At 34.9% G+C, this 25,422-nt stretch carries 16 protein-coding genes; 1 reads left to right on the forward strand and 15 read right to left on the reverse strand.

All coding sequences use genetic code 11. The features are described 5' to 3' along the window. Positions 1-6 precede the first annotated feature (6 nt). The 15 genes from NBX25_RS21830 to NBX25_RS21900 form a co-directional block, all read right to left on the reverse strand. Positions 7-1,470 carry a RagB/SusD family nutrient uptake outer membrane protein gene (locus tag NBX25_RS21830; protein ID WP_123910618.1) on the reverse strand — a complete coding sequence of 488 codons (1,464 nt, stop codon included), beginning with the start codon at positions 1,468-1,470 and terminating at the stop codon, positions 7-9. A gap of 14 nt (positions 1,471-1,484) precedes the next feature. Beyond that, a complete protein-coding gene (locus tag NBX25_RS21835; RefSeq protein WP_123910617.1) occupies positions 1,485-4,280 on the reverse strand; it encodes a SusC/RagA family TonB-linked outer membrane protein in 2,796 nt (931 codons plus the stop codon). An 863-nt stretch (positions 4,281-5,143) separates the two neighbouring features. Then, positions 5,144-6,478 carry a RagB/SusD family nutrient uptake outer membrane protein gene (locus NBX25_RS21840; protein ID WP_250255409.1) on the reverse strand — a complete coding sequence of 445 codons (1,335 nt, stop codon included), beginning with the start codon at positions 6,476-6,478 and terminating at the stop codon, positions 5,144-5,146. Between the two features lie 8 nt (positions 6,479-6,486). Further along, a complete protein-coding gene (locus NBX25_RS21845; protein WP_250255410.1) occupies positions 6,487-9,378 on the reverse strand; it encodes a SusC/RagA family TonB-linked outer membrane protein in 2,892 nt (963 codons plus the stop codon). Between the two features lie 412 nt (positions 9,379-9,790). Next, positions 9,791-11,119 (reverse strand): hydroxymethylglutaryl-CoA synthase family protein, encoded by a 1,329-nt coding sequence (locus NBX25_RS21850; protein WP_250255411.1) that lies wholly within the window; start codon positions 11,117-11,119, stop codon positions 9,791-9,793. Positions 11,120-11,351: 232 nt separating this feature from the next. Beyond that, positions 11,352-13,862 carry a M1 family metallopeptidase gene (locus NBX25_RS21855; RefSeq protein WP_250255412.1) on the reverse strand — a complete coding sequence of 837 codons (2,511 nt, stop codon included), beginning with the start codon at positions 13,860-13,862 and terminating at the stop codon, positions 11,352-11,354. A gap of 24 nt (positions 13,863-13,886) precedes the next feature. Further along, complete coding sequence (locus tag NBX25_RS21860; RefSeq protein ID WP_250255413.1) at positions 13,887-14,105, reverse strand: hypothetical protein; 219 nt, start codon at positions 14,103-14,105, stop codon at positions 13,887-13,889. A gap of 341 nt (positions 14,106-14,446) precedes the next feature. After that, on the reverse strand, positions 14,447-15,886 hold the full coding sequence (locus tag NBX25_RS21865; RefSeq protein ID WP_250255414.1) for a hypothetical protein: 1,440 nt from the start codon (positions 15,884-15,886) through the stop codon (positions 14,447-14,449). Between the two features lie 98 nt (positions 15,887-15,984). Further along, entirely contained in the window at positions 15,985-16,779 is a 795-nt protein-coding gene (locus NBX25_RS21870) for a thymidylate synthase (protein ID WP_123910612.1), read from the reverse strand. A 157-nt stretch (positions 16,780-16,936) separates the two neighbouring features. Then, on the reverse strand, positions 16,937-17,587 hold the full coding sequence (locus tag NBX25_RS21875; protein ID WP_123910611.1) for a hypothetical protein: 651 nt from the start codon (positions 17,585-17,587) through the stop codon (positions 16,937-16,939). Between the two features lie 16 nt (positions 17,588-17,603). After that, a complete protein-coding gene (locus NBX25_RS21880) occupies positions 17,604-18,044 on the reverse strand; it encodes a hypothetical protein (RefSeq protein ID WP_123910610.1) in 441 nt (146 codons plus the stop codon). 115 nt (positions 18,045-18,159) lie between these two features. Then, a complete protein-coding gene (locus NBX25_RS21885; RefSeq protein WP_123910609.1) occupies positions 18,160-19,509 on the reverse strand; it encodes an alpha-amylase family glycosyl hydrolase in 1,350 nt (449 codons plus the stop codon). Positions 19,510-19,814: 305 nt separating this feature from the next. Further along, positions 19,815-20,411 carry an IS1096 element passenger TnpR family protein gene (locus NBX25_RS21890; RefSeq protein WP_123910608.1) on the reverse strand — a complete coding sequence of 199 codons (597 nt, stop codon included), beginning with the start codon at positions 20,409-20,411 and terminating at the stop codon, positions 19,815-19,817. Positions 20,412-20,545: 134 nt separating this feature from the next. Then, positions 20,546-21,577 carry a sensor histidine kinase gene (locus NBX25_RS21895; RefSeq protein ID WP_123910607.1) on the reverse strand — a complete coding sequence of 344 codons (1,032 nt, stop codon included), beginning with the start codon at positions 21,575-21,577 and terminating at the stop codon, positions 20,546-20,548. Between the two features lie 48 nt (positions 21,578-21,625). Next, the gene (locus NBX25_RS21900) at positions 21,626-22,300 is read right to left on the reverse strand and encodes a response regulator (protein WP_123910606.1); all 675 of its coding nucleotides are present in this window, start codon (positions 22,298-22,300) and stop codon (positions 21,626-21,628) included. Between the two features lie 324 nt (positions 22,301-22,624). Between NBX25_RS21900 and NBX25_RS21905 the strand changes: the two genes are divergently transcribed. Next, positions 22,625-25,414, forward strand: a complete 2,790-nt coding sequence (locus NBX25_RS21905) for a TonB-dependent receptor (protein ID WP_123910605.1) — start codon at positions 22,625-22,627, stop codon at positions 25,412-25,414. The last annotated feature ends 8 nt before the right edge of the window (positions 25,415-25,422 follow it).

Raw genomic sequence — 25,422 nt, forward strand, 5'->3', positions numbered from 1 at the left:
TAATTCTTAATAATCAGCATTCTGCTTAATATTCGGGTTAGCCTGAATTGCAGTAATAGGAATTGGCCATTGCCATTTAGTGCTACCAGCATCAAGAGTTTGTTTAACAGCTGGTGCTCCTGTACCATCAAAAAGATCTCCTTTACCTGATCTCTGAACAGAAAGACCTAATCTTTTCAAGGTATACCATCTGTCATTTTCAAATGCAAGCTCCAATCTTCTTTCTTTCAGGATAGCATCTAGAAGAGCCTGCCCTACTTCCGCTCCAGGAGTAAATGTAGTATATCTTTCAGCTCTTAACTTATTTAGTAAAGTAAGAGCTGTCGCTTGATTACCTGATCTATAATATGCCTCAGCAACATTCAATAATACTTCAGCTGACCTAAGATATTTAATTGGTACTATATTAGATGGACCTCCATTTCCAGCATATTTGGTAACGTGATTGTATTTCTGCTTACTATAAACACTGGTAGTGAAATAAGCAGTTTTTCTAACATCCTTATCAGTATATGCTGTATATAAATCATAATCTACAACAAATTCTGATCTCAAACTAGGTACTGCCTGATTATATGCTGCTCCCACTGTATTTTGTTCAGCCGGTGCATTCAATATCTGGAATAAAACACCATCAGTAATTTTAGACAATCCTTCGTTTTGTTTCCAAATACTGAAAAAATTATCTTTCGCTGTAATGCTTGGTGAAAGTCCTAATGCTAATTCTCCATACTTTGTTGTATTATCGTACTCACCTTTATAAAGATAAACTCTTGATAATAATCCATATATAGCAGCTTTACTCAATCTTCCTTTATCTGCGTCATTTTGTGTAATATTGTCAGCTGCAGATAAAAGATCAGCAATAATCTTATTATATACTTGCTCAACAGTCAGATTTCTGGATGACGTACTATTTAAAGGAGAATATGTTTCTGAATAATAAATTCCGATTGAATTTTTTGCTCCTGCAGATTGTGTTGGAATTTGAGAATATGCTCTTACAATATCAAAATGAACAATTGCTCTAAGAGCTTTTGCTTCGGCTTCAATATTTGCTTTTTGTGCACCTGATAATACTCCATTATTGATATACTTCAAAACAAAGTTAGCTCTGCTGATAGCAAGATAAGCAGTATTATACAAGCCTGTAGTCTGTGAATTATCTGAAGAAAACTCGAAGTTTGATGCTGCGAAATTTGTATTTCTTCCCGAAGCCGTACGAATTAAGTTATCTGTAGTAAGATCTCCCATAATTAGTTGACTCCCTGTATCTCCACTATAGTACCCTCCTACTTTAAGTGCTGTATACGCTCCATCCATAGCTTGTCTGAATGATTCAGCTCTGGTCATTGCCTGGTCCTGATCTTCATTAACGGATGATATCTGGTCTAAATTTCTGTCACAAGATGTTAACGAAACAAAGGCTGTTAACGCTGCTAAACTTATTTTTATTATATTCTTTTTCATAAAGCTATTCAATATTAAAATTCTAATTGTAGTCCCATTAGGATTGTTCTTACAGCAGGATAAGTGTAAAGGTTAAATGATCCCGGTACAAATAATGATGTAGAGTCAGCAGATCCTACAGAAACTTCTGGTTCTCCGTGGAATTTAGTTACAGTAAATAAATTCTGTCCCTGTACATATACTCTAAGTTTATTAATAGGTGATTCTTCTCCAAGAAATGCTTTATCAAATGTATATCCTAATGTAAGGGATCTTAATCTTAAGTAATCTGATTTCTCAATCCATTGATCAGAATCACGCATACCATTACTGTCTACTTTTTGGAATACTCCCGTATCACCAGGTTTTTGCCAAACATTAGAAGCAGCTTGCGCCATATTTCTTCCTGCAACAGCCAAGGTTGGATCAACTGCCGCCGCGTACATATTGTTATAAGTATATCCTCCTAACTTGAATGCGAAATCTGCACTGAAATCAAGTCCTTTATATTGAATTGTAGTTCCGAATCCTCCAAAGCTTTTAGGGAATGGAGATTTATCAGTAAGAGGAACTGCATTGGATGCACTATAAACATTGGTAACATTTCCTGCTTTATCATAATATAAAGCATTTCCATTATTAGGATCAACACCTGCAAATCTCACATTATAGAATACATAAGGAGTTTCACCTACTTTAAGATACGTATATCCTAAGTTTCTTTCAGTTTGCCCACCTGCTAACTTGTCAAGAGTTGATTTCTGGAAAGAGATGTTAGCATGTAAATTCCATTGGAAGTCTTTCTTTTTGATAACATCTACACTAAGCTCAGCTTCAAGACCTTTTTGAGACATATCCCCTGCATTAACATATTGATAAAGTCCTCCTTCTTGTTTATCTAAAGGTACAAGTTGTACAAAGTCTTTTCTCTTATTCTGATACACCTCTACAGATCCACGAATTCTTCTTTTCCACATCACGAAATCTACTCCTACGTTGGTAATAGCATTAGACTCCCATTTAAGGTCTGTGTTACCAATAATGTAGTTACCTTGTGAAGATGTTCCAGGATATAAAGCACCATTAGCACCGTATAAGCCGTAACTGATGTTGTTGACATTGTAATAATCCGGCAATGTTCCGTCATTACCAGTTGTTCCGTATGATCCTCTAAGTTTTAAATCATTAATAAAGCCTCCTTTCATGAAGTCTTCTTTTGCAATATTCCATGCAGCACTTGCAGACCAAAATACACCACTTTGATTGTTAGCTCCGAATCTTGATGAAGCATCTCTTCTCAATGATCCTGTTACTAAATATTTACCTGCATAATCATAATTGATCATACCAGCTAAACTGAACAAAGTATTTCTAGTCTTAATTCCCGTAAATGTGTTTCTATCCGAAGGTGTAGTGATAGTAGGAACATTAAGTACAGGAGATTTCAGCCCGTAAGCACCACCATTCATTGTTTCATTGAAATTATCATTATATTCGATAAATCCTAAGAAATCAAAGTTATGGCTTCCAAATGATTTTTTATAATTAATAGAGTTATTCCATGTATAGTTAAATCCATAGAATGAGTTCTTATTCAATGAACCTGTTGGAACACCATTTACGGTTAAATCAAGGTTTGACCCTTTTTTCAACCATGAAGTACCCATGTACCAATCGTAAAGTCCGTTAAAATTAGTTTTAAATTTAAGGCCATCGATAATTTTGTATTCTCCAAATAAGGTTACGGGAATTCTCAATCTCTGATCCTCCAATGTATAATTACGAATTTGCTCTACAACGTTTGACCCTGCTCTCATTGTCTGATTATAACTTCCATCTGGGTTATAAATCGGTTCGTATGGTGCATATTTATACATGGCCCCAAACGGGTTCTGAGTATTGTTTCTGTCTCTGAAATTCTGAGTAACCTGATACTGAACTCCAAGGTTGATTCCTACATTAAGTTTTTCACTTAATTTGTTCGTAAATCCGAAGTTACCTGTATATCTTTTAAGTCCATCGATATCTCTGATAATTCCGTTATCAGAATCATACCCTAATGAGTAATAGAAAGTACTTTCTCTTGACCCACCTTGCGCACTAAATAAGTAAGATTGGATACTTGAAGGTTTCAACAAATCTTTTTGCCAATTATGATCGAACGCAGCTAACCTGTCCATCTCATCCTGAGGTCTTGCTTTAAAGCCTAGATACCCCAATTGATTTTGGAAAGTCATTAACTCTCTCGAATTCATCATGGTATAGTTATTGTCCTTCAATCTTTCACTGAATCCAAATTTAGTTTCAAATGAATAATGGGTTTTTCCAACTTTTCCGGCTTTTGTAGTCACTACAACTACTCCATTTGCTCCTCTTGCACCATATTGTGCTGTAGCAGCAGCATCCTTAAGAATTGAAATAGACTCTACATCCGCAGGGTTAATTGCACTAAACTGTCTTGCAGTCATGTACATTCCATTTACAACATAAGTAGGCTCTGAAGAACCACCAACACCAGCAACCCCTCTTACCTGGATTGTAGCGGCAGCACCTGGTTGCCCTGTTGTACTTTGTACAAATACTCCAGAAGCTCGACCCTGTAAAGAGTTACCAATAGATGTTGTAGGAGAATTTCGTCTGATTTCATCCCCTCCAACAACAGCCTGAGCCTGGGTAATTTCATCTGCTTTTTTCTTCTGATATCCAGTAACGATTACCTCATCGATCTTATTCTCCTTCAGAATAGAATCATTCTTAGATTTTTGCGCATAGGCAGCTTGTCCTAAAAAAAACAAAGCTCCTGCACTTAATACATGTAACTTCACATTCATATTAACAGATTTTAATATATTCAAGGGGACAAATATGTTAATAAATATTAACACCATCAATTTATTAAAACCTGAAAACAGCCTTCTACAAAAGGATTATCCGCATATAACTCTAAAAAACGATAAAAAAAAACTTCAATTATGTTTGAAATGTTAAAGAATACCAAAGTATTTTAAACATTCAAGATATTTTAATGAAAAACAAAATAAAAATTAATATACATCGATTCAAACAATAAAGTGAAAAAAATAAACAAACAAGAATTATATAAATGAAAAAAATAAAACAAACTCTAATGAGTTTTGAGTTAAAATCAGTAAAAAAATGAGTGTTTTTTAGTGAAATAACACCAAAAATAACCTGATAAAAATCAGGAAGACCGTCTAAAAAGGCAGTCTCTGTAAAAATAAAATTAAAAATCCGTTAATATATCATATCCAAAAATTAGTCTAAAACGGCAAACTTTTGAGAGTGTTTCCTGACTTTATTTTTGTCATTTAAACTATATTTTTCACAAAATAAATTAACCCCTTTCTCTTTTTTAGTGTAACGATTATCTTTTACAAAAAAGATAATCGTCAATCAACACATATCATATTAGCATATCACTATTGCTACCTTTCAGCAAACAACAGTAAGGATCATAAATTCTGTAAAGACCCTTAATAAAGAACATGGAAACAATATATTTTCCACACTGACAAGGTTTTATAACAGAATCATTGAAAAAATGAGTGTTTTTTAGTGAAATACTATCAATCTATAAAAAGAATGAGACTACCCAAAAAAGAGCAGCCTCATTTAAAATAATTAAAATTTGTTAGTTTTTATACTTCATTTCAGAAGCTAGTTGTTTATTATTTTAATACCCAGGATTTTGATTGGTATTTGGATTGTTGATCAATTGCCAAGCAGGTATTGGCCATAAGTCTAGTCTTTTAGAAAAATAAGGACGTCCCTTACCTTCTATCACTTGCTGTGCTTTTCCAAATCTCTTTACTGAAAACCATCTGTCTGCTTCTCCATACAGTTCTTTTCTTCTTTCCATTAAAACATCATCTAATGTCACTGCAGCTAACGGGGCAATTCCTGCTCTGGCTCTCACCTGATTCACAGGGGTTAATGCATCCCCGGATGTTTTCAATCTACATTCAGCAAGGGATAAAAGTACATCTGCATATCTTATAATAGGTACATTATCTGCACCACTACCAGGGTTACTATATTTTCTAAAATAATTTCTCCCTTGAGCAATAGCAAACATTTTTCTTGTATCACTTGCATCAAAAATACTCATAAACTGTGTACGTAATGAAACTTCACCTCTCCCACCTACAAGAGCAGGATAAAAAAAGAACGCCTGGTTTCCGCCATCTGTTTCTGTAAAATTAATTTTGAAAATATGCTCTGTTGAAGTGGAAGCTGTAAACAATGCTGTATAGCTTGCAGAAAGTGAATAACCTTTAATATTTTCCAGAATGGTTTTCGCATCATTATACAAACCTATTTCCATATAGGTTTTAGCCAATATCACCTGAGCAGCATCCAGGCTTAGGAAAGTTTCGGACTTTTCGTTATTATTTTTGAAAAATTCTATTGATTTTTTCAAATCGTTGATGATAGATTGATACACAAACTCTTGTGAATCTCTTTTAGGACGGATAACATCGTCTGCAATATAAATCGGAGTTGTAACATAGGCCACTCCTCCAAATAGGCGTACTAAATTTAAATACATTAATGCTCTTGCAGCATAAGCCTCCCCTAGTACCTGGTTTTTTACAGGATTAGTAATTGTATTTCCCTGGATTGGCCTTGTTTCCACCTGGTCAATAATAGCATTACAGGTTCTAATTACAGTGTAATGTCCTCCATAAATACGTCTTACAGACAAATTAGTATCTAAAAAATTACTGGCACCTGCTTCAGCAAATTCGGAAAAAGTACCGGTATGTGTAAAGTCATCTGCAAAAAGGCCATCAAAAAAGTGTAATTCTCCTCCATAGACATATCGATTCTGCATGTTATTATATATCCCATTTGTTGCAGTTCTGGCAATAGCATCCGTTTTTATGAATCCATCTCCTACCTGTCTGTCAGTATCCACTGTCTCGCTCCCCACCATATCTCTTCCACAACTTACTATAGTAAGTAAAGAAGAAGAAACTATCAGATATTTAATTATATTTTTTTTCATTTTTAGTTTTAGAAATTTAAGTTAATACCGAATTTAATTGTTCTGTTCATTCCTTGGGTAAAGAAATCTGTTCCGGTGGCTACGTTTGATTGCCCAAAAGCATTTACTTCGGGCTCCGGTCCACTGTATTTTGTCCAGGTCCAAAGATTATCCGCCGCTATAAAGAATCTCAATGTCATGTCACCTATCCCCAGCGTTTTTCTAGGCAAAGTATATCCAAGCTGAACTTCTCTTAATCTGATATAAGAAGCATCTTCAACGAATCGGGAAGACGCTCTGTTATTCCATGACTGATTAAACCCTCTCACAGGGCGTGGTAAGCTTGCATTAGGATTATCCGGTGTCCAGTAATCTGTCTGATCAGCTAGCTTTCCAAATAAAGGGTTTCCTGAAATACCAGCAAATGTTTTAGAAGAGTTATACATATCTTGTCCAAAAACAAATATTATATTAGCTGACAAATCAAAATTTTTGTACCTAAATGTATTCCTGAAATTTCCAAAGAAATCTGGTTGTGATTTTCCTAAGAAAATCCGGTCATTTGAATCAATAACTCCATCTCCGTTGACATCTTCATACTTAACATCACCGGCCCTGATCCCCTGATCAAACAAAGCTTTAGGAATTTCATCATTTGATCTGTAAATTCCTATTGCATTAAGCCCAAAAAATGCTCCTGACGGCTGACCGACATCAATTCTCGTTGCAAATCCAAAATCTATCGGAACAGGCTGATCTCCTAAAAGCTTAGTAATCTCATTTTTATTAAACGTAATATTAAACTGTGAGTTCCATCCTAAATTTGTTGCTTTTAGTATGGCAGCATTAATACCAATTTCATGTCCTCTATTATACATTTCCGCAGCATTAGATCTATAAGTTTCAGCTCCATTATCCAAAGATAATGTTCCATTTACCAAAAGTTTACGTGATTTTTTATAATAAAAATCATACGTAAGATTGATTCTATTCTTAAATAATCCTAATTCTAGTCCCGCATCCGTCTGACCAGTTCTTTCCCAAACCAGATTAGGATTAGCAAGAACCCCTGTAGTACCATAGATAGGGTTCATATTATACGTGGGTAACAGACCATATGTATAAATTTGGGCCGTAGGAGATACATCAAAGTTTCCTAAACCTGATTGGTTTCCAAGTTCTCCCCATCCAGCTTTTACTTTTAACGAACTCACTACATCTTTTTTAAACCATTCATTATCCGAGATCACATACGCAGCTGAAACTGACGGGAAGTATTCGGTTCTATTATCATAAGCCAGCTTTGAAGAGGAATCTGCCCTGAAGGTAGCATCAATAAATAAATTATTGAAAATCTCTAAACTTAACCTTGAAAAGTAAGAAAATGTTCTGTTTCCCAATGATGGATAATAGGAAGCAATGGTTTTTTGAGAACCTGCGTCTGGTGAAGTAGCCCCTAAAGGTATATTTTGAGTTTGAATATCGGTAGCAAATGTTCTACGGTTAAAATATTCCAATCCTCCCATTAATGTGAAACCAAATTTATCACTTATCCTTTCACTGTATGTTATGGTATTAAACGCTGTAAAAGTATTGTACAACCGTCCATTGTAGTCTGCCTGTCCTTTGGCTCCTCTTCCCTGATAAGTATCTAATGGAAACAGACGTGATTCATCATAATTGATCCTTTCCAAATTAAATCGTGTCACCATATTGAGCTTGGAAGAAAATTTAGATTCAAGCCCCAATGAAGTGTTTACCCCGAAAACTTTTGTCAAACTTTTTACATCTGTAGCATTCTGTACTGGGTTTGAAAAGGTCCATGTGCTAGTATTATAGCTGCCGTCAGGATTCCAAATATTTTGTCCGGGTGCTTCTAAAACGGCAGCACTTAAAGGTGCATATATATTATTATCCCCGTTAATTCTATTGATGTTTTCATTAGAAAGTCTCACAGAACTTACCACCTTGAATATATCATTAAGTTTCTGATCCAGATTCAACGTAAAAGTCTGTCTATTGTACTCCTGCCCTTTTATCACTCCTGACTGGTCAAAATTGGAGAAACCAAGATAAAAAGTAGTCTTATCAGTGCCTCCCGACGCGCTGGCACTCAATTCATATAGTGGCTGGTCTTTTCTATAAATCTGACGGATATAATCATCTCCAAAATCAGAACGGTAAAAATCTTCAATAGACTGTCCGGAACTAGGATTCCAGACACCATTAGTTGTAGACCAGTATGTTCTTCCTCTGCTGGGAGTAGTATTAAATTCAGCTAAATCAAGCATCTTGTAATAATCTCCAGCTCTCATTTTTTCAAATGTTTTGATAGGATTCTGAAAACCTACAGTTGAATTTAAACTGAAATTTATTTTCCCTCTTTTTCCTTTTTTGGTAGTGATCAAAACAACTCCATTAGCAGCACGGGATCCATAAATAGCGGCAGCAGCGGCATCTTTTAATACTTCAATATTTTCTACATCAGCAAGATTCAATTGAGATAATAAATTTCCGGTTTGTCCTCCATAGCTCACATTTCCACTGGGAGAATTAGATGATATAGGAACTCCGTCCACAACATATAAAGGATCATTACTGGATGTTATACTGGAAACTCCTCGGAGCCTTACATTAAATCCCGCTCCCGGCGCTCCTGATGTGGGAGAAACCTGTAGTCCTGTCGTGGCTCCTTGCAACAGTGCATCTGTGCTGGCTGCGGATACTTTCGTCAAATCATCTGCTTTTACCTTAGAGATTGATGTCGTAACTTTTTTCGACGACTTGGTACCATAGCCTACTACTACAATTTCATCAATGTCTTGTACCGAAGTCGTGTCTTTTTTCACTTTTTGTGCCCAAGCTACCTGTCCCATAAAAAACAGCGCCCCCACACTTAATACTCGTAATTTCACATTCATCTTTAACAGTTTTTAATATCTAGATCACAAATATGTTAATAAAAACCATCAGACTCAACTTTCAAAACACTAATAAACAAGCGTTTAAACAGAAATAATTTCATAAAAAACAAATAATTAAATGAAACTAATTAGCAACATGTTGGTAAAAGATAAAAAAAAACAACACTCTTAAATATTAACAGAATTTTAACAATTTTAAAAAATTTAAGCCCCTTACTTATATATAAGAAATTAAATAAAAAAAATAAACCAAACGATTATCTTTAATAAATAACATTCAATACCAAATAGTAAACATTCTCAGTAAAACAACATAATTATTATAAAATAATCACACAAACTCACCTTAAATAATAAAAAAAGCACCTCATTCAATGAAATGCTTTATTCTTATTAATTATGACAATATTTATTTTTGACAGCCATAATATCTAGCCCCAATTAAAACAGGATTTTCAGCTTCTATGGAAGTAAGACCAAATCCTTTATAGTCTGGATTCACAGACTGACTTAACTGCTTTCTATGAAGCTTTTCATAGGTTTCAAAATCAATAGCCTTTCTATGGTTAAGATTTTCAAATAAATTCCATTTTTCTACTACAGCTTTCCAATTAGCAGATACTTTCCCGGCAAATACCTTTGATTTTGAACCGCTGCCGTATCCCAGAAATCCGATTTCTTTTCCAGACAAATCTTCGTTTTCATTAAAAGAAGTCTGAAGACCAGAAAGGAATGCCATAAAAATAGAAGCTGTATACATATTTCCTATTTCTGAAGAAGCTCTTTGGGTCTTTTCAATCGCCTCATTTATCAGTTGCTGATACCCTTCAGATTTGGCAACTGCTTTCTGCTCTTCCGGAGTTTCATAGGAAATTCCATTTTCCAAGCTATAGATTTCTGTAAAGACTCTTTTTCCATGAAAAGCATAAGGAAGATGAAAAATAATATACTTCCAATTCTGATAAGGTTTTTCTTTCCCCGTAATCTCTTTATAATGTTGATAGGCTTCTCTTATTCTATCCTGATAACACTGATTGGAATACTGCCCATCAAAAACTGGCTCATCCGTAAAGATCTCTATTTTGTCAGGATACATTTCCGGAGCTACACTCAGATCATCTTTTTTATATTGCCTTCTTGGTTTAAAGAAATCAAAAACACTTTCTGTAGCGACTCCCCAGTTATTTTCAATCTCTAGAAGATCAGGCTTTGCAGAGACCAATAGAGCAACCGCACCACCTCCTTGGGTATATTCTCCTGAAGAAGCCAATTCATATTTTGCATAATCACTGGCAATTATCACCGCTTTTTTATCAGGATTTACTCTTACAAAATCTAATGCATTATGCAAAGCATCTACTCCACCAACACAGGCAAAGGTCATGTCTATTACATCACAGTTTCTGAAAACTCTTTCACCATATTCTGCTTTCAATACTTCTTCAACCATCTGCATTGCATAAGAAGCGGTAGGTTTTGCGGCATCCAAAGCACTTTCTGTCCCTAAATAAATTCTTGAAATCTCTTTAGGATTGATCTGGTAATCCTGAATTAATCTTAATAATGCTTCTGCCGCAAAGGTTGCAGCATCTTCATGCACATCAGGCAATCCCATTTTATGAAGCCCCAGCCCCTTCTCCAGTTTTGCCGGTTCTATGCCTCTTTTTTCAGCCAATTCTTTAATTTCCAAATATAAAGAAGGCACATAATAGCTCGCAGCTTCAATTCCAAAACTCATAATTTTTTAAATTTTAAACGAATTTATGAAAGATAACGCAAAAAACAGCAGTGAAAATAACTGATTTTTGTAATATTATTAAAAATAAACAAGATCCAGCTAAATTTCATAAAATCACTTTTTCACCCTTTTCTTTTAGGTGTAAAATCCATTCAATATCGTAAGCAATACTGTTCAGATCCATCTATAAAAAGAAAGCCGGCATAAGCCGGCTCTAGATCTTATTTATATATTATTTATAATTTTCAATAGTCTTGTTGATAATATCAATCTGTTTATTGATACTTGCTGCGTTTTGTGGATTTTGTTTCAGCAATTCCATTTTTTTACTTAAACCATCCTTCAGCATTTGTACCACCATCATTTTAGCCTGTGGATTATCTCCTATCTGATTTTTTGCGTATCCTAAAATTTTAGTCACGCTTTCAGTAGCTTTTAAGTTATCAGATGACATGATCCAGTTGTATCCTTCTTCTGCAGATTTGCCCAGTTCCGGATTCTGAAATTTGATAAACGGATAAAATGCTGCCAATGGAGCAATTTTTGGCATTTGAGAAATTACTTTATTTTTTACAATAATGGGAAGTAACTGCGCCTGCAAATCATCTGAAGCACCATCCAGATCTATTTTATCAGCTAATGAATTAGCTTTTGAAGGATCATTAGTAAGAATAGCTCCTAACGAACTTCTTTTTACAGCATTAGAAACGGCCCCCATTCCTTTTTCAAAGAGCGGAAGATATTTTTTATCTTTTGTTTTTGCCAAAGCAGCAATTGCTGCAGCCTGCGTTAATGTTTTAGGATCATTGGATGCTAATTTTTCAACCTCAGCTCCCAGGGCTTTCATTTGTTCAGGATTGCTAAGATCAACTAATTCCAAAGCCTGAATTCTCACTCTGAAGAACGGATCTTTCAATGCTGCTGCCAATAATTTTGTTACGGCAGGACTTTTTCCTGTCTGATCTTTTATTCCTGCTAAAGCATTATATCTGTTTTTAAACTCTTTGGAATTTGTAAACTGTAAAAGATTCTGCTCAGGAGTTTTCTTATCAGTAATATCTGCTAATAAAACACCATCTGCATTAATATTTACCAGATCCGGCGCTTTGGAAACATCAAAATTGAATGTATTCTTTGCATCAGCGTTTACCCAAACATTATACCTCTTCGGCTTGCCATTATCATAAACATCAATAGCCAAAGGAAATTCAAACATCTGGTCTTGGGTTTGATTAATCGTCACAGCAACCTGTTTTTTTACAGGTTCAAATGTAAATGAATAGTTGATTTTTGGATTTCCGCTTCCGAAATACCATTGATTAAAGAACCAATTCAAGTCTTTTCCGGAAACTTTTTCAAAGGAAAGTCTCAACTGATGAGCTTCTGCATTCTGATATTCATTGGTCTTCAGATAATCATTCATTCCGGCAAAGAAAGCATCGTCTCCTAAATAGTTTCTTAGCATATTCAGAATTCCGCCTCCTTTCTGATAGGTTACCAGATCAAATACATCTTCACGTGATGCATAATTGAATCTTACCAGGTTTTTATTAAAATCTGACGGATTATGAATGTATCTGTTCACATCAGTCATCAGGTGATAATCGGCTTGGTCTTTTCCATATTTATGTTCATTCCAAAGGTATTCGGAATAATTAGCGAAAGATTCATTGACTGTAAGATTGCTCCAGCTTTCTGCTGTAACCAGATCTCCAAACCAGTGGTGAAACAATTCGTGGGCAATGGTATCTTCCCATGTATTCTCATCAATAAGCTGTCCCGGTTTTTGAAGAATATCACTTCCGTGAAGGGTTGCTGTTGTATTTTCCATGGCACCACTCACATAGTTTCTACCGGAAATCTGAGCGTATTTAGCCCATGGATAATCATAATTCATTCTTTTAGAGAAAAAATCAATCATTTCCGGGGTATTCCCATAAATCTGTTTTGCGTAAGGTTCGTATTCTTTCTCGATATAATAATCAACCGGAATGTTTTTCCATTTATCTTTTACAATAGCATACTCTCCTACTCCCATGAAGAAAAGGTAAGTTGAGTGTCTCTTATCCATTACCCAGTGATCGGTTCTAAGTCCGTTGGATTCTTTTTGAGAATCTTTCAGTATCCCATTCGAAAGAGTCACATATTTATCAGGAACCGTCATATAGATTTCCTGTGTGGTCTTTTGATTAGGTTTATCAATGGTTGGAAACCACGCAGAAGACGCTTCAGTTTCTCCCTGTGTCCATATTTGTGTAGGAAGTTCCGGATCTGTTCCTTGAGCATTAATGAAATAAAGACCTTTTGCATCATTAATAGCTACACTTCCTTGTTGTTTCACTTCGTTCGGACGTGAGGTGTATTTGATATAAACTGTATAATCCTGATTTCTCTGATAGGTTTTATCCAGTGTAATTTTCAGAATATCATCTTTATATTCGTATTTTAAAGGAGATTTTTTTCCATTATTATCAAGAGCTACTTCATGAATCAACATTGCTTTTGCATCGAGGATCAGCTCATTGGTCGCATAAAAATAAGGTGAGGCAGTCAGCCATTCTTCCCCATTCATCTGTTCTTTCTGATAGTCGAAGTTTACCTTCAGCTTTGTATGTTTCAGTTCTGTCACCTTGGTATGGGTAGCCCTGTACACTTTTTCTCTTCCTGAAGTTTCGGTTTGAGCTGATACATTGGCGGAAAACAAAATTCCAAGTATTGCAATCGATAAAATGGCCTTTCTCATCTGTCTACTTTATAATTTTAGAGTTTATTTTTTTATTATGATGTCGAAAATATCATTGACTAATGTCTCATAGTCTCCTGTTTTCAATTGTTCTTTTGTTTTGGCAAAAGCTTTTTTCAATTCACTTTCCGGATTTTCGTCGTCAACAATTTCTGCTGAAGCAACCCCTTTTAACTGAAGCACAATATTTTTCAGTACTTCAGAATCGGCATTTTCTTCAATATTTATTTTTAAATACTTCATGATCTTGTGATTGGATTTATAATTATCCCTTTTCTTAAAGGGTTGAAACCAAGTTCTTTCAAATTTAAAACTTATTTTAGAAACAATGGGTCTGTAAGTCCTTTTTAAAAGAGATTTTTATGGAAAAAGTAGTGTTAAGGAAGCTGGAAGCGATTATGAGCCTAAATTGAATCTTCAGTCATTCTAAAATAGTCCTTCTCTGCGCTGGAAAATACTATAAATTATAAATAGATTCTCCATTTTACTGCGTTTCATTCAGAATGAGAGTGAGCAATCATTATTAACAATCAAAATAAAACATTAGTCATTTTATGCCCCAAAGGATTTCCTTACTTTATGTATTATTTTTCCCTGATTACTTTTCCGTTTTTATACAAAAACACCCTCTCACAGTTCATCTGTCTGTCAGCATTATAAACCTGCACATTTTTAGCATTAATACCATTCATTTCAGACAGCATACGGGTCTCCCAATTGTTATAAAAAATAGGCTCTCTCAGTATAAAATGTGGATTGGTTTTCAGTTCGGTAAACATATCATATCTTAAACATACCACCCCACTTTCAATATTTTCGGCTTTCAATGTTTTACTCAGTTCATTAAACATTTTAAGATTAAACTGATTGGCATAAATCCAGGCATTCTTCACACTCATGTTAGTGATAAGTAGAAGAAAGGCTATTGTTGCAAAAAGAGAACTGATTGTTTTATTTCCCAATTTGAATTTAAAGCAGAAATAAATAACTCCTGAAATAACCAAAAGTGTATAAAAAAGTCTTATAGCTCCGAGGCTTCGGTTATCAAATCCAAAAAGGGTAGGAATATAGGCAGAAACATAGAAAACACTTACAGCTAATACTATTGAGATTAAAGAAATTAATCCTATATTTTTAATGTCTTTTAATTTGCTTCTAAAATCATACCCGGAGAAAACTTTATAGACTATAGAAGACATGAGCAATGCTAATAGTATCTCTATAACATGAAGGTTTTTAAGATTCACCACTCCTTTATAAATTCCAACAAAAATATCTTTTACAAACAGCTTTACCGTTAAAATAGTCACATGCAGCACTCTCTTTAATTGAAAGATATTCCCTACTTCATCTCTTTGATAAGAGTGAGCAAATATTCCCGGCTGAATCACTTTTCTAAAAAGAACAATTGATCCAAGTGCTAATCCCAGGAATACCGTTCTTTTTTTATTCTCTTTAATTAAATAAAGATTCAGAAGAATAAGTGGAAGGAAAATCTCATAACTTAATACTGAAAGAATAAAAAACAAAGAACTGAGCCAAATATTTTTCCGGATATAAATATAATAAACACTCAGACTAAAAAATATTGTTGCCAGATTTGAATTCAGCATGATTGGAGAAAACTGAATACTTGTACCTATTAAGGAACAGGAATACAGCAAAATAATCAGACTCGCCAATTCTCTTGACATCATTTTTTTTGCGACCCAATAAATAGCGATCAATGAAAGAGGAAAAAAAAGTATTCCTAAAAGATAAATAGACGCATCATACTTTGAAAGAAAAACTAAAGTCCCCGTCACCCATCCGGATACCGGTCTTGCCGCCATATTAGAAGAATCCAGATAGGAATAGATATAACTGAAATAAGGTTCCGAGATATGTCTGGCGTTGTAAGCTTCTTTTAAGTCATCCGTTACAATAACCTTTTCTGTAAAAACACACAGTGCTATATAAAGACCGTAAACAACGATCAGAATATTCAGAAATACCAGATACGTATTGTTTAATTTTTTTTCCATATTATTTTTTCAAAATTTGTGGTGAAATAAACTCTCACAAACTTCAAAAATAGCAGAAATCCGTCAATTACAAAAGATAATAAACAGTTGAAACTATATTAAATAGCTACAGGAGCCTTAATTCCCGGATGTGGATCATAGTTTTCTAAAGTAAAATCTTCAAAATTGAAATCAAAAATATTTTTCACTTCAGGATTCAGTTTCATTGTAGGAAGTGGTCTTGTTTCTCTTGAAAGCTGTCTGTTCACCTGTTCAAAATGGTTATTATAAATGTGAACATCTCCAAAACTATGAACATAATCCCCTACTTCAAGGTCACAAACCTGTGCTACCATCATCAATAACAATGCGTAACTGGCAATATTGAAAGGAACCCCCAGAAAGACATCTGCACTTCTCTGATACAACTGTAATGATAATTTTCCATCGGCTACATAAAACTGGAATAATGCGTGACAAGGTGCCAATGCCATATTAGGAATTTCAGCGACATTCCATGCGGAAACAATTAGCCTTCTGGAATCCGGATTCTTTTTGATCTGGTCAATGACTTCTGTGATCTGATCTACTACTTTTCCGCCTGCTCCATTCCAACTTCTCCATTGTGCCCCATAAACAGGTCCCAAATCACCATTTTCATCGGCCCATTCATCCCAGATGCTTACTCCGTTATCTTTAAGGTATTTAATATTAGTCTCTCCTTTCAGGAACCAAAGCAATTCATAGATAATGGATTTCAAATGCACTTTTTTAGTGGTTACCAATGGAAAACCTTTTGACAGATCATATCTTAACTGATACCCGAAAACACTTCTTGTGCCGGTACCGGTTCTATCGGTTTTATCAGTTCCGTTGTCTAAAATATGCTGTAAAAGATCCAGGTAGTTTTGCATTTCGAAAGGAATTTTATGCCCCAAATTTAGTAAAAAAGCATGAAAAAAAGCATCCATTATATGAATGCTTTGTATAAGATGCATATCCGTTTTCTATTAAACAATTGTATATCTGTTATCTACGGATATTAAAAATTTCTATTTATTTTTGATACTATTATAACACGGTAACACTAATTTTTTCACTATTTCCACTGATCGATTTCAGCTGACCGAATCTGTTTTTGTCAATAAATTTATCGTTTGAATAATCCAATTCCACCGGACCAAATTTTACCAATTTCTTGAATTTACTTTGATCGATAATATCTTTTGTTCCGTAATCTATGGAGATATCACCTATTGTTTTCAATTTTCCAAGTCTGCTGTTATCCATGATATCATCTCCCCAGTAATCTATAGTAAGATTTCCTATCTTCTTTACTTTACCTGCTTTCTCTCTGTTAAAAGCAGTGTCATCCCAGTAATCTACAGCAATATTTCCGATACTTTTTAGCTTACCTGCTTTTTCTCTATGGGTGAAAGAATCATCCCAATAGTCTATTTTGACTCCTCCAATGCTTTTAAGTTTCCCGTATTTAATCTTATCAAAAACATTATCCTCATAATATTCAATCTTCCCGTTCAGATCAGGAGCATTGAAATCGGAAATCGATCCGTCTGCATTAAGGGTTATTACAAAACCTTCTACAGTAAGTTTTACCGTTTCAAGATCATAAGTTTTCCCTGAAACAGCAGCACGAACCTGCGCATTGATCACCAAGCTACCTAATAAAAAGGCAAAGAGAAGTAAATTTTTAAATTTCATAGTACTAAAGATTGATTTACCAGATATGCTCAATATTCTGATTCATATTGTTGATGGTAAATATCTCTCCCATTTTCTTGCCAAACATTGCTTTTACTAAAGGAGATTCTGCAGAAACAGTCATGATTTTCTGTTTTTCACAAAGAATTTCTCCCATAGAAGCTGAAACATAGAATAATCCCTTATTGGTTTTCACCAAAGCACCATTCTGCACTTTCTCAGAAGGATCTGAAGTGATCTTTTGCAAAACAGCTTGTTGGTTCAATACTTCATTAAGCTGTCTCTGAAGATTATTAATTTCCTGCTGAAGCATTTCTCTGCCGGTTTCATACTTGTCACCCATTGAACTTTTGGTGTCATTATTAGAAGCACGGGTTTCTGCGATCAAATTTTCAAAATACTGGATCTTATCTGTTATTTTAGCCTTAATGATATTTATTATTTCCTGTTTATTCATTGTAATGCTCAATTAGTTGTATTGTGGATGGATAAGACCATCCCGCCAAGATCGTAGATTTTACCCCCTCCAAAAGAGGGAATGGAGTACCATTTAAAAACTGATTGTTAAAATTTTATTTTTCAAATACGGCGTAGTCTGAAACTTTGAAATTAAAGTCTTTGCCTTCATCGAAGTTTCTTTTTGTTTTTTCAAATACATTTCTGAATGTTCCTGAAATATTCCCATCTTCAATCGTAAAGTTTACAGGCTCTTTTGACATATTTAAAACAACCAGCACTTCATCTTTTCCATTTTTTCTTACGTATGCTAAGATCTTGTCATTAGCAGTAGTATTCAGTAAATAAGTGGTCACATTCGGATCACCACCTCTCAAAGCAGGGTTGAAAGTCTTTAAATTCAATAATGTTTTATAAAAATCAGCAACCTGATAGGTTTTGGTCCATTTAATAGGATCTTTCTCAAAAAACTCGAGCCTTTTCATATTGGGAAGTTCCTGACCTGAGTACAGCAATGGAATACCGTTCCATGTGGCTGAGAATACCGCCATTGGTTTTGTAATGACTGCATATTTTTCATATTCTGTGCCGTTCCAAGAATTCTCATCATGATTCGCTGTGAACCAGGCTCTCATTGAGTTGTCTCCAATATTGGAATACTGCACCAATAAGTCCTTAAGCTCCTGAAGCGGTTCATTCTTTTTATAATAATCAGCAGATTTGTGCATCCATTTCCAGGAATAGCTTGCATCGAAAACTTTTCCGTATTCAGGGCTTTCCAGCTCATCAAATTCTCCTAACCAGAAAAGAGGCTTTACCTTTTCAACTTCCGGACGTGCCTGCTGCCAGAAATCAACTTCTACCCATGAAGCTAAGTCACATCTGAAACCATCAATATCCGTTTCTGTTATCCAGAATTTCATTGCATCAATCATTGCCTGGCGCATTTCCTGATTTTTATAATCCAGTTCAATGATATCATCCATTCCGGAAGCAATATGGAATTTCCCGTCCGGATCTTTCAGATAAAATTCAGGATGGGTTTTGGTCCAGACATGATCCCAACCTGTATGATTGGCAACCCAGTCAATAATAACTTTAAATCCAAGTCTGTGTGCTTCATTCACCATCGCTTTAAAATCCTCCATTGTCCCGAATTCAGGATTAATGGAAGTATAATCTGCTGCTGCATAAGGGCTCCCCATGCTTCCTTTTTTATTTTGCTGAGCAATTGGGGTAATTGGCATAAACCAGAGCGTTTTTACTCCCATTGCTTTCAGTCGGGGCATCTCTTTTGCAAACGCTTTAAAAGTTCCTTCCTGAGTATATTGTCTGATATTTACTTCGTAGATATTAGTAGTATGTTTCCATTCTTTTGGCAGTTCTGTCATCTTCCCAGTATTTTTTTGAGTGGTACAGGAAACAATTCCCAGACCAATTACGGCTAATAAAATTAATTTCTTCATTAATCTATTTTTAACAAAAGTAAGGATTGTTTTTCAGGGAAAGAGGCTAAAAAGTAAAATTACAGAAGCTATTTTGAAATAATACAGATCATAAAAACATTTGACTTATGGGACATTTTACTTTATGATGGAAAGAGTTAGATCAGTCCTATAAATTTGAGGCAAAGTTTTTAAATAGATTCTGTTCTATTTTTTAGAAGCAAATATGGGAACCAATTTTATTGATTATTTCATGCAGGTGTATTCAGTATTAATAAAAAAGCCCCGGATTCAAAAATCCGGGGCTCTATTTTTATATCTACATCTTATCTTTCTTCATCGTTATCATCTTCATCATCAAAGATGTCATCGTTGTAGTCTTCTTCCTCATCATCATCGAAGCTGTCATCTTCATCTGAGAAGTTTCCTCCAGCTCCAAAATCATCCTCAAAGCTAAAATCATCCTCCATAAGAGGCATGGCTGATTTCTTTTTAGATCCTCCAGCGTTTCCGCTTTTGCTAGGCGCTTTCAAAGGAACATTTCCAAATCTGAAAACGGTAATAGGATAGGTAACTCCTTTCTTCTCGTCAATGATTTCTACAAGTTCACAATAAAACTCCCAAAGATCAAGAAGTCCATATTGAAACTGTGCTTTGTCTCCTACATTTTCAAAAGCTTCATCAATATATACATCTGACATAATCTCCCCATCACCATCATCACTCATATCTTCGAGTGGGACACTTTTTACGATTGTTCCATCACTCTCTAACAGATTAAAAGCAGAAAGTTCTTCTCCTTGCAGATTGAACGCACTTTTAATTCCTAAATGTAAATTCCATAATGTTTGTTTTCCTTTAACTTCAATATCACGGAAAATATCCTCTTTCGCATCTAATATTACGCGGACTTTGTAAACCATATCAGTTTCTTAAATTACTTTTTTGCCTTTATAATTATGATAAATCTCTGGTGCAAATATATAATAAATGACAGGTGACAAAAAAATATTTCAGGATTTTTTAAAATATTTTTTTTTCTTACATTTTGCCGGAATTATTTACTTTTTTCTAGCATAAAACTGAACTTCGTTCCTTCAAGATAAACACTTTCTACAGTAATGTTTTCGTTATGAGCCTCAAGGATATGCTTTACGATGGCCAGTCCTAATCCGGAACCGCCCTCTCTTCTGCTTCTGCTGGTTTCTACACGATAGAAACGCTCGAAGATTCTTGGAAGAATTTCAGACTTGATTCCCATTCCGTTATCAATAACTTCAATCAGTACTTTATTTCTTAAAATACTTGTTTTTACAATCACTTTTGCTTCCTGTCTGTTGGCATAGTGAATGGCATTTGAAATAAGGTTGATAAAGACCTGTGAAATTTTCTGTTTATCAGCCTCCACCAAGATTTGTGGATGCAAAGTCTGGATCTGTAATGTGGTATTATGTTTTTCAGCTTCAAATTCAAGAAGGTCAAAAATTTCCTTGATCAGAAGATTCACATCAAATTTGGAAACGGTAAGATTAATCTCCCCGGCTTCGAGTCTGTTGATCATATCAAGATCAGTAACAATGGCAATAAGCCTTTCCACAGATTTATCGATTCTTTCAAGATATTTATCACGAATGGTCAGGTTATCCACTCCACCGTCTCTTAGGGTTTCTACGTAGCCCTGGATAGAAAACAAAGGTGTTTTAAGTTCATGGGAAACATTACCGATATATTCTTTACGGTAGCTTTCCATTTCCTTCATCATATCAATTTCAGTAGCTCTCTGCTGATTAAGGTCTGAAAATCGTTCTCCCAATTCTTTAATGGTGATATTCTCATCATTATCATTCACCATTTCCTGCGGAAGTATCCCGGAAAGCCCTTTCACCTGCTTTCTTCCGTAATAATTGAAAAGAAGCTCCAATACGACGCAATTGATAATAAAGATAAGCACAATACAGATTAAAAGACCCGTCTTAAATAAAGGGGTCTCATAATAAATATCTTTAAGTGAGTCGAAAATGACCACTAAGAAAAGCATTACCAATGTCAGCAGACAAGAGGCAACAAGTGTAAGTCTGTAAAATTTCAATTTTACAAAGTTTTAAAGATTGAACGTAAAGATAAGGTTTTTAAAGGATTAAACAATTAGTTTATATCCAATTCCTTTTAAAGTCTGAATGGTATTAATGCCCAATTTTTCTCTCAATCTTCTGATGTGAACATCAATAGTTCTTTCTCCTACGATCACATCATTACCCCAAACTTTTTCAAGAATTTCTTCTCTTTTGAAAACTTTTTCAGTGTTAGAAGCCAAAAGGTAAAGTAAGTCAAATTCCTTTTTAGGAAGAAGAAACTGCTGTCCACTTTTGGAAACTCTGAAGTTATCTTTATCAATCACAAGATCACCGATTTCGATCAGCTTGGCATTGTCAGAAACCTGAGAGGTTAGTTTCAATAAAGCGTTTACTTTAGAAATTAAAATTTTCGGTTTGATCAGTTTTACAACATAATCATTAGCTCCTGCCTGGAAACCTGCTAACTGAGAAAACTCTTCGCTTCTTGCAGAAAGGAAAACAATAAGTGTCTTTTGGAGTTCTTTCACTTTACGAAGTTCCTGACAAGTTTCAATACCATCTTTTTCTGGCATCATTACGTCCAGTAGAATAAGATCAGGAATTATTTCCTTAGCTTTTTCTATTCCCTCATTACCATTGGTAGCAGTATAGATTTCATATCCTTCCTTTTCAAGGTTGTAAGATAGAATCTCTAAAATGTCCAGTTCGTCGTCTATTAAAAGAATTTTTTTGCTCATCTTCTAGTTTAAGAATTCCCACAAAAGTAACTATTTTCATTGATTTCATCTATTCTCCCAATGTTAACTAATTATTAAAAAGCAAATCTTGTCATTTGAATTAAAAAATCAACAATAAAAAGAATAAATAAATACATTAAAATCAAATATACGAAACATTTTTTAAAAAACAAACAAAATAAAACCTTAAAAAAAACAAAGATCAATAAGTTAAAAGAACTATAATTCATTAATACAAACTTCACAATTAATTAAAATTCTCCTAAACTTTTCTTAAAAACTTAGCCCTTATTTTGCCCTTGAAAAAGAAGTAAAAGAAGTAAAATGAAAAAACAACTCCACAAGAGCATTATGCTGCTTGCCTTGTTTTCTGCTGGTTATGCTTTTGCACAAAGCCAAATTCTTGAAGGTAGGGTACTGGATGAGAAAGACAACACTCCTATAGAAGGTGTAAAAGTAAAGGTAAATGACCAAGAAGTAGTTACAGACCTTTCCGGATACTATTCTATCAACTTATCCCCTGGTACGAACTATATAATAACAGTAAGCTCCAACGGGTACAACAAAAAGGAGATCAGTGAAGTTATTGTAAAAAATGACGGCAATACTCATCTTGATATTGTTTTGGAAAAACCAACTGCTAAAGAGAAAGAGATTGAGGGAGTTGTCATTAAATCTAATGCAAGAAAAGAAACCATAGCTTCTACCATCGGATTACAGAAAAATGCGGGTGTAGTTTCTCAGGTTATCGGTATTGAAGCAATTAAAAGAAGTCCGGACAGAAACACTGGTGAAGTTCTGAAAAGAGTTTCCGGGGTGAGTTTATTTGACGGAAAATATATTGTAGTAAGAGGATTATCTGACCGTTATAACCAAGCCATGTTAAATGGTATTCAGTTATCCAGTACGGAGCCGGACAGAAAGACATTCTCTTTTGACCTTTTCCCTGCCAATGTTATCGAAACGCTTGTCATCAACAAAACCTTTATTCCTGAATATACCGGTGAATGGGGAGGTGGTCTGATTCAGGTAAACACTAAAGATATTCCCAATAAAGATTTCTTCAATGTACAAGTGGGTGTAGGAGGTAACAACATTACCATGAACCATGAGTTCTTTATGCAGAAAGGAGGAAAATGGGACTTTCTAGGAATTGATGACGGTTATAGAAAATTACCTACCAATATGCCTGCAAAGAATGCTTTCAGTATTCTGAATGAAGGTCAAAAAACAGATATTGGTAAAGGGTTTACTAAAAATTTAGGATACAATACGGTAGGATATCCTGAAAATGTAAGCTTACAGTTAGACGGAGGTTTCAATACAAAGGTTTTCGGAAAAGATTTGGGGGTTATTGCAGTTTTAAACTACAGTAACAACAAAAGAAGAACCGTAACCAACAACCGTTTCTTTACCATCAACGACGAAATAGCCAATACAAACTTCGATTATTATACTGAAAAATATACCAACGATGTTATTCTTGGCGGGATGTTGAATCTAGCCCTGAAATTTAACAGCAACAATAAAATCTCCCTGAAGAACATCATCACCAACAATACGGTGAACCACATGTCATTCAGATCAGGAAAGGATTTTGAGTTCGATCCTATCAATGGAACCAATATTGAGGCAAGAGAAATAGGATTTAAAGAAACCATTTTCTATAATTCTACCCTTTCAGGAACTCACAAAATAGATGCTCTTGGCGGATTTACCGTAAACTGGTACGGAAGCTTCGGGATCCTGGATCAGTATATTCCTTTGTTACAGCGTTTGCAGTACAACCAATATACGAATATGCAAGGAAGTCCTTATCTGGCGTTAATCTCGAATGGTCTTTCCCAGAAATCAGGAAGTGTTTTCTATTCTACATTGAGCGATTATCTATACAATGCAGGAGGTGATATTTCTAAATCATTTACTTTATTCGGACAGAAGCAAACCATTAAGGGTGGATATTTATTCCAGGTAAAAGACAGGATATACAACTCAAGACCCTTCTCTGTAAGGCTTGAAAAATATAATCAGGGATTACTTTCCCAACCTTTTGAGACGATTTTTAATCCTGAAAACTTCGGAACTGACGGTAGATTTACATTTGATGAAATTGCCGGAAACCAATACCGATATATTGCCAACACAATCCTTAATGCAGGATATTTACAGTTTGACAACAACTTTACACCATGGTTAAGAGCTATTTGGGGGTTAAGAGTTGAAAACTTTGATCAGTTGGTAGGGAGTACAAAAAGAAGCGATGATCGATTTGTAAATACAAGGGTTACAGACTTCTTACCAGCAGTTAACCTGACTTTCAAAGTAAATCCTAAAATGAATATACGTCTTGCCGGTTCTCAGACTGTGGTAAGACCTGAGTTCCGAGAAGTTTCTCCTTTGGCATATTATGATTTTGATTTGGGAGCTACAGTAATTGGTAGTAAAGATATTGAAAGAACTAAAATCACCAATGCAGACCTTCGTTGGGAATTCTATCCAAGAAACGGTGAGATCCTTTCCGTAGCTGCTTTCTATAAAAATTTCAAAAAACCGATCGAATTGTACTTTAACCAATCGGGGGTAGGAACAAGTAACACGTTCAATTATCTGAATGTAGATAAGGCTGATGCTTATGGAGTTGAATTGGAATTCAGAAAAAAACTGGATTTCGTAAGCACTCTTAAAGACTTCACATTGGGTGGTAACTTCGCTTATATTAAAAATAAAGTAACCGATGAGGCTACCAGAATTGACAGACCCATGCAGGGGCAGTCTCCATACACCATCAACTTAAGTCTTCAGTATGATGCTGAGAAGTCAGGATGGTCTTCTACTGTACTATTCAATATGATCGGAAGAAGAATCCTTTACGTAGGAAATGATCAGGTTCCACCAATCTGGGAAGCTCCAAGACCACTTTTAGATTTCCAGATTGCTAAAAAAATATGGAATAAAAAAGGAGAAATCAAGCTAAACGTTTCTGATATTCTGAACCGTCGTGCAAAATTCTATCACGATCTGAACAATAACAAGAAGTACGATACTACTGATGCTCTTGCCATAGATCGATTAACAGGTACCAACTTTAGTTTAACACTAGGGTACAGTTTTTAATAATTCAT

The sequence above is a fragment of the Chryseobacterium sp. Marseille-Q3244 genome, assembly GCF_940807095.1.
Lineage (GTDB): Bacteria > Bacteroidota > Bacteroidia > Flavobacteriales > Weeksellaceae > Chryseobacterium.